The 7517-nt window shown below is 68.0% G+C and carries 8 protein-coding genes; 2 read left to right on the top strand and 6 right to left on the bottom strand.

From position 1 onward, the window contains the following. The 4 genes from AAF184_23780 to AAF184_23765 all read right to left on the bottom strand — a co-directional run. Window positions 1–471: LysR family transcriptional regulator (locus tag AAF184_23780; protein ID MEO0425376.1), on the bottom strand; the 471-nt coding region annotated here is incomplete at its 3' end. A 181-nt stretch (window positions 472–652) separates the two neighbouring features. Then, window positions 653–1159: a GNAT family N-acetyltransferase gene (locus AAF184_23775; GenBank protein MEO0425375.1), complete on the bottom strand. Its 507-nt coding sequence runs from the start codon at window positions 1157–1159 to the stop codon at window positions 653–655. Continuing rightward, window positions 1146–1616, bottom strand: a complete 471-nt coding sequence (locus tag AAF184_23770) for a hypothetical protein (GenBank protein MEO0425374.1) — start codon at window positions 1614–1616, stop codon at window positions 1146–1148. Before AAF184_23770 ends, AAF184_23775 begins: the two co-directional genes overlap by 14 nt. A gap of 2 nt (window positions 1617–1618) precedes the next feature. Then, window positions 1619–2320: a DinB family protein gene (locus AAF184_23765; GenBank protein ID MEO0425373.1), complete on the bottom strand. Its 702-nt coding sequence runs from the start codon at window positions 2318–2320 to the stop codon at window positions 1619–1621. A 146-nt stretch (window positions 2321–2466) separates the two neighbouring features. Here AAF184_23765 and AAF184_23760 point away from each other — a divergent pair, with 146 nt between their 5' ends. Both AAF184_23760 and AAF184_23755 read left to right on the top strand, forming a co-directional pair. Further along, entirely contained in the window at window positions 2467–3942 is a 1476-nt protein-coding gene (locus AAF184_23760; GenBank protein ID MEO0425372.1) for a PLP-dependent aminotransferase family protein, read from the top strand. Window positions 3943–4051: 109 nt separating this feature from the next. Further along, a complete protein-coding gene (locus AAF184_23755; GenBank protein MEO0425371.1) occupies window positions 4052–5242 on the top strand; it encodes a methyl-accepting chemotaxis protein in 1191 nt (396 codons plus the stop codon). Window positions 5243–5257: 15 nt separating this feature from the next. On the opposite strand, the gene AAF184_23750 is transcribed toward AAF184_23755, so the two are convergent. Further along, entirely contained in the window at window positions 5258–6109 is an 852-nt protein-coding gene (locus AAF184_23750; protein ID MEO0425370.1) for a MipA/OmpV family protein, read from the bottom strand. Window positions 6110–6291: 182 nt separating this feature from the next. Continuing rightward, window positions 6292–7517 (bottom strand): TAXI family TRAP transporter solute-binding subunit (locus AAF184_23745; GenBank protein MEO0425369.1); only part of this gene is annotated, 1226 nt, incomplete at its 5' end.

The following is a 7517-nucleotide window of genomic DNA, read 5'->3' as shown; positions in this document are numbered from 1 at the left end:
CTCGCGCACGTTCGAGGCGTTGGTGAGGCCCAGGTAGTTAATGCCAGCGTCGAGCGTGTGCGCTTCGATCCCGCTCAGGATCTTCGATGACGAGGACGACCGCAGGGTCAAGCGGACGCGCGGGTGGGCGTCGGCGTAGGCGTTGAGCAGGATCCGCAACATCGGGATGGCCGTGGGCACGGCGCCCATGCGCAGCTGCCCCTGCAATTCCCCGCGCAAGCGCGCGGCCTCCTGCTTGAGCCCATCGCACTCGTCGACGATGCGCTGGGCCCACTCCAGCACCCGTTCCCCCTCCGGCGTAAACCCCTCGAAGCGCTGCCCGCGGAACACGAGCAACACGCCCATCTCCTCCTCCAGCTGCTTGATGCCGGAGGACAGCGTGGGTTGGGTGACCGCGCAGGCCGCAGCGGCGCGCGCGAAGTGCTGTGCGCGGGATAGCGCAACGAGATATTGGAGGTGGCGCAGCAGCACGAGGCGAGACTCCTGGAGGACCGTGCTCGGTCGCCTCCAAACGCTGGCGACAGAGCCCGGGCATTCTTGCACAAGCCAGTGCCAGACGGCCGTTACCGCGCAAAGAGATGCGCAGAGCGCCGCTTACCCTCGCAGGACTGCCGAGCTCCGCAGCCTCGCCTTTGGACAGCAAACCGCCCACTCAGTCGGTGAGCGACCGCATCGCCTCCTCATCCAAGCCCCAGTTCTGCCACAGGGCGTCCGCCTTGGCGCCACACTGTCGGTAGAAGTGCTGGGCCGGCGCATTGTCCTGGAGCACGGTCCAGGCCACGCGCGGCGCCTCACGCGCCAGCGCGTAGCGCGCGACCTCGGCCATGAGGGCAGCACCCACCCCGCCGCCGCGCGCCCCCGGCGCCACCACCAGCTCCTTCAGCACCACCGTCGGGCGCAGGTCGTAGGTCCATGGGATCAGGTAGGTGACGGCGAGGCCCTCCAAGGCCGCCCCCGGGTGGCGCTGGGCGACGAAGGCCTGGAAGCTCGGCACGGGACCGAAGCCGTGGGTGAGCAGATCGCGCTCCGTCACCGCCAGCTGCGCCAGGTACCCCTCGATGCGCGCGAGCTCACGCATGAGTTCCAACACCTCGCCCACGTCTTCCGGCGCCATCGCGCGCACGACCGGCGCATTGCCTTGCTCGTCAGTATTCGCCATCGGCCATCCGATCCTTTAGGTACGTCTCGGGATCTGGCGTTGGTACCAGCATGTGACGCACCCAGGCCTCGCGCTCGTGGTGAATCACCAGGTGCTCCCACACGCAGGCGTGGAACGGCCCGCCCTGCTCACTCTGGAAGGGCCCCGCCTCCACAGGCGCGCTCGCCAGATGCGCCAGCACGATGTCTTCCCCGTGCCACCAATGGAGCAACAGCCACACGCGCTGAGCACCGAAGTGGACGATCAGGTAGCCGAGCGCGTGATTGGGGTAGCGGTCGGCCTCGAAGACGTCGGGCGCGCGGGCGCACACGTAGGCCAGGGCCTGGGCGTAGCGTTCTTGCGCCTCGGCCGCCATGACCGTGGTTGGCGAGACGCCGATGCGGTAGCACTTGAGCGTGACACCGCCGATCCGGTGCAGCTCATCGAAGCGAAACGCCCGCGGACGATAGGGGGTCACGCCTACAAGTCCTCCAGGGTGAGAAACAGATCCGTGTCGCCCGGATCGATGCCCAGCTGACTCAGCAGGGTCGTGATCTGGCCGCGGTGATGGGTCTGGTGATTGAACAGATGCGTGAGCACACCGTCCACGCGCTTACGCACGCGCTGACCGTCGCGCGTCTCGTACTGGAGGATCTGCGCGCCCTTGGCGGTGCTGATCCCTTCCACGTAGGCAAGCAGCACGGCGTCCAGCGCCTCGCGCTCTCGCCGTAGCGCATCACGATCGGGGCACAACTCCTGATCGTGCGCGATCGGCATCGGCCGCGGTCGAAGCGGCTCGAGGGCGGCTTCCTCGGGAAAGCGCGCCGCCAGTCGCTTGAGCCAAGTCACGTCCCAGACCAGCAGATGGTTGAGCGTGAGGTGGATCGACCGGAAGAACGCCCCGAGATCCCGGCGGTAATCATCGTCGGAGAGCTTGTCTACGGCCTCTAGCAGGCGCTGGTTCATCCAACGGTTGTAGACCGCACGGCTGCGGAACGGCGGCGGCCCCTCCGCCGGGTCGCTGATGAGTGCGTCGAAGTGCAGCGTGGCACGCTCGAAGCGATCGCGGCACCCGGGGTTGCAGAACCCCACGGGCTGCTGGCGGTACAGGGTGATCGAATCCGCACTGACCGGATCGCCGGACCAGGGACAATGGGTATTGAGGGCGTTGACCTGATTCATGGGACCACTCTAGCGATTCCCGCCGATCCGAACTCGGGCCAATGCGCGGCGGTGCCCTGGGCCAATCCGCGCCCATCTCGCTTCGGACCGGCAACGGTATAGTGCTTACCCCTTCAACACCGACGCTGGAGCCTGAGGACCTCACGATGGGTGCCGACGAGACGCTGCTCTCCCTGCTCGACTGGCAGGCACGGCCGCAGGACGTGCCCCTCTCGAGGCATCTGGCCGAGCGCATGCGCGAGCTGCTCATCGACGGACACCTGCGCCGCGGTGATCGCCTGCCCTCGGCGCGGGCGCTGGCGGGCGCCCTGGGCGTGGCGCGGGGCACCGTCGATACGGCGTGGGACATGCTGCGCGCCGAGGGCCTGATCGAATCCCGCGTCGGCGATGGCACGCGGATCAGCCCCACGGCTGAGTTGCTGCGCCAGCCGGTCACCCCGGACGGGACGTACCTGGGACCGGCCCTCAGCAATCGGGCCCCTGCCCCGGACATGGACCTGCTGCCCGCCGCCGGCATCCTCGACCTGCGGCCCTGCCGCCCGGCCACCGAGCTGTTTCCGCGTACCGAATGGCGACGCTGCCTGACCCACGCCGCGAACGCCCCACCCTCGCCCGACTACGGGTGCGGGCGCGGCGATCTCGCCCTGCGCGAACAGATCAGCCACTACCTGCGACGACGACGCGGCCTGCGCTACGCCCCGGAGCAGATCATCATCACCAACGGCGCGGTCCACGCCATGCACCTGGCGAGCCGCGTCGTGCTGCGCGAGAACACCTCGGTGGCCGTGGAGAATCCCGGGTACCCCTTGGCGAGGCAGGTCTTTGCGACCGCCGGTGCCGAGATCCTCGACGTGCCCGTGGACGAGGAAGGCCTGCAGGTCGGCGCCCTTGCCGACGGGCCCGTGCCCACGGTGGTCTACGTGACACCGTCCCACCAGTTTCCGACCGGCGCGCGCCTGTCCCTGCGCCGACGACACGCGCTCGTCACCTGGTGCCGCGAGCACAACGCCTTGATCATCGAAGACGACTACGACGGTGAGTTCCGCTACGACGTGCCGCCCCTCTCGCCGCTCGCCGCCTGGCCAGAGGCGCCGGTGCTCTACTGCGGCACCTTCTCCAAGAGTATGTTCCCGGGCTTACGCATCGGCTTTGCCGCCGGGCACGCGGATCTGATCGACGCCATGGCCGATTGGCGCGCCATCAGCGAGTACAGTGCCCCCACCCCCACCACGGTCGCCCTGGCCGAGTTCATCGCCAACGGCGCCTTCGAGCGCCACGTGGAACGCATGCGCCAGCACTACGCAGGCCTCGGCCGGACGCTGGCCGAGGCCCTCGCCGAGCGCGCTGCCCCCTGCTCGATCAGTGGCTTGGAGGCGGGGCTGCACGCCATCATCGAGCCCCTCGCCACTCAGCCAGCCGCCGCCATCTCCCACGCCCTGCGCACGCAGGGTGTGCTCCTGCCCACCCTGCGTCACTACGATGGCGCTCGCACTTCCGAGGGCGACGGTCTGGTGGCGGGCTTCAGCGCGCTCACGCCTGCGCAGATCGACGTTTTCGTCACCCGCCTGGCCACCATTCTGGCGACGCCAATCGGGTCACAGGGTCAGCAAACGGCGAACTGACATTCCCCAGACTGGTTCACATAGTTTCGCCGACACCACTGCCACAATCCTCGCTATACGCAGGTGCTACGCGCGCCATTAACCGTTGACTTTTCAAGCGAGTGAGAGCATGGCGAAGAAACCGGCGGCCTCTGTTCAAGCCTCCCCGCGCACGATGCGCATGGTGATGGAATCGATCGTGATGGACGTGGAGACCTTCTCCAAGGTCAACCTCAGCATCGCCAACCAGACCAAGTTGCTCTCGCTCAACGCCGCCATCGAGGCCGCCCGGGCCGGCGAAGTGGGACGGGGCTTCAGCGTCGTCGCCGAAGAGGTGCAGAAGCTCGCCGGCAACGCCGCCACCGCCAACGAACGCTTCCAGGAGGAGGTGATGGCGCGTATCAGCCTCGGTCAGAACATGTCCGAACGGCTGGTCGAACAGATGGAGGGGGAGAAGCTTCACGACATGGCGCAAGTCCTCGTGCAGTTGATCGTGCGCAACCTCTTCGAGCGCACGGCAGACGTGCGCTGGTGGGCCACCGACCCCTCGCTCTGGGAAGCGCTAGCGGACCCCAGCGCGGAGCGCATCGACTTTGCCGGCAAGCGCCTCGGCATGATCAACCGCTTCTACACGGTCTACGAGAACCTCGTGCTCACGGACACGGCCGGTCGCGTCGTGGCCGTCTCCAACGGCAACTACCGCAAGCTGGTGGGCGCCGACTTCTCCGGGGAGCGTTGGTTCCAACGCGCCCGCGCCACCAGCAGTGGCGACGAGTACGTGGTGGACGATCCCAAGGCGGATCCCCGCCACGACGGCCATCAGATGCTGGCCTACGCCGCCAGTGTTCGCCGCAACGGCGAGCCGAACGGTGAGATGCTCGGCACCCTCGGGGTGTACTTCAACTGGCAGGAACAGGGTCGCAGCATCGTCGAGGACGAGCCCACCTTGAGCGACAACGACAAGAAGCGCACCACGGTCGCCCTGCTCGATGCCAAGCACCGGGTCATCGCCAGTTCCGACCCATCGATGCTCTGGCAGCACTACCCGCTGCAGAATCAAGATGCGGTCAAGGGCAGCTACTACGACGACAATGGCCACATCATTGCCTACGCCAAGACTCTCGGCTACGAGGAATACGACGGCCTCGGCTGGTGGGGCCTGGTGATCCAGTCCGTGGAGGACGAAGGGCTGATTCGCGAGAAGCTAGAGACGGCGCAACGCAAGAGCACCAGCGAGAGCGCTGCGCCCGCCAGCACTAACGCGACGGCAAGCCCGTCAGAACCCCAGGGCGAACCCGACGAGCTCCAGAAGGCCTCCTAGGCGGGCGAACCGGCCTTAGAAGCGTCGCGTCAGCGCCATCAGCATGAAGGCCTGGGTCTTGCTGTCCGTGAGCGTCGAGTCGCCGGCATCCCCCAGCAACGTGCCCACCTGAGCGACCGTCGTCCAACGCCAGCGGTCGTTCACGGGCAGGCTGAGTATCCCCTGCACGCCCACGCGCTCGAGGCCGGCCCCCGCGTCGAAGGCGCCGAGGCCCGTCGCCGCAGCCTCCTGCGTGGACACGCCGTACAGGGCGCCCAGGAATTGGTCGTTGCCCCAGCGAATGTTCGGCCCCAGGCTCAGGAAACCTCGCTGGCCCACGCGCGTGCGCCAGCTGGCGCCAAGATCGGCGTAGAACCCCTCGTGCCCCGTGCCCAGGGCTTGCGCCACCGAGGCCTGGATGGCGAAGCGGCGGGTACCGTACTCCAGCTGCATGCGTGCCTCGATCGCCGTGCCGAAGGTGTCCAGCCCCTCCAGATCGTCGGGATCGCGATTGGCGAAGCCCGGCGCGATGGACGCGGACGCCGCGAGCCGCCGACCACTGCTGTCCACCGAGCGCAAGAAGTAGCCGCCGAGGCCCTGAGGCACGTTGGCGAAGAGCAGGTTGCCCTTGCGATCATTGTACCTAACGTCGAAGTAAGGCACCGGTAGGATGCGGTAGTCGCTGCTGCCTTGAAAGCGAGGATTGACGATCACCGCGGCGCCGAGATCCGTTTGCCATCCGGTCTGCTGGGGTGGGCGAGCACCGGGGGCACCGCCCGAGCGATCTGCCGGCGGCTGCGCCAACGCGCAGGACGCACTGAGCGCCAACAGCAGCCATGCGATCGAGCGCTGAGGCGGGTATAGACGATGATGGGGCGCGTGCTGCATCGAAGGGCACCTTTGCGGGCAAGGGAAAGCGCGTGAGGAAGTTCGCTCTGCGCACCCAACCTGGATTCAGCCGCTCGGGGGCAAACCCAGGCGCAGCGCACAGCTCTGATCGCGCACACGAAATCCCCTCCGCTCGGCGGCATCGAGGCCACAACTCCTGAGGTTCACACGTCCCCAGCCGGCTAGGGAGCTGCGCCCGGGTCGGGCTTGGCTTCCTCGATCATGTTGCGCAGGTAGTTCTGGAAGATCAGGAAGGCCTGGTCGGCGGAGAGTTGCTCGTCCATGAGCTGTTGCATGGCCTCGCGCTCGATTTCCTCCAGGGCGGCCAGGCGCTCGTGGCGCGGCAGCTTGCCGCACTCACGCACGCGCCAGTAGAAGGCGTCGATGCGCTCCTTGCGTCGACTCGCGCTCCAGCGCAGCAACAGGGACCCGATGGACCAGGCACCTACCACCAGCGTGAGGATGAGGCTGATCGCCTCCGCGTTGCGCACGAACCACGAAGGCTCTTCGCGCAGGAAGAAGGCGGTGGCACCGGCGTGGTAGGGCAAGGACACCCGTTCCGGCGCATAGCGCGCCAGCGGCAGGCGAAATCCCACCGCATCGCTGAGCTCCGCACGCGCGTCGGCGATCTCCTGCAGCACGCCGCGCACCGCGTCCGCGGGCACCTCCCGGTGGGCGAGGATCATGGCATCCACGGCCACGGTAGCCACCGGCGCGGCCGGGGCAGCCCCGTAGAGATGCACGGGCACCTCCACCGGCTGATAGGCCGCGTCCAAGAGGGAGAGCGCCGCACCGGCGACGGGCACCAGGCGCACCTCCCCGCTCGCCAAGACATCTCGCACCACCGCAGCGCCCGGCGGCGCGAGCACGACCGCCGCGGTTACCTCGCCCGCGGCGAAGCGTTGCGCAAGTTCTGCGAGAGGTGCCTCGACCACCTGGGCGGGATCGATGGCCACGCCCACATGCTGCAGCACGCGTTGCGCGGTGAAGCGCGTGCCGCTCCCGGGCGCGCCTATCCACAGGGCGCTCGCGGTGGAGAGGGTGTCTACGGTAGGTGCTTCGTCCGCCGGTGGGAGGGCCTGGAGCACGTGCACCCACTCGGCGTACACGGCGGCCAGCAGGCGCGCGCTGGTGGGCATGGGCCCGTCGCCCTGGGCCAGAGCGAACTGGGCGCGGCCCTCGTTCAGCAGCGAGAGGTTCATCGCGCTGCCGTCGGAGGGCAGCACCGCCAGGCGCTCGGAGTTTTCTACGGAATCGAGATGGCTGGCGAGCTGCTCGGCGAGGAGTTGGTAGGTGCCGCCCTCCTGCCCGCCGGCGATCACCCAATCGCGCTGCACTGAGAACAGCCCCAGCTGCCAGGCCAGGGCCGTTGCGAACACCACCAGCACCGCCAGGGCGCCGAGCAAGG

It is taken from the genome of Pseudomonadota bacterium (assembly GCA_039815145.1).
Classification (GTDB): domain Bacteria; phylum Pseudomonadota; class Gammaproteobacteria; order Steroidobacterales; family JBCBZW01; genus JBCBZW01.
This window is presented reverse-complemented; position numbering and strand designations above follow the sequence as displayed.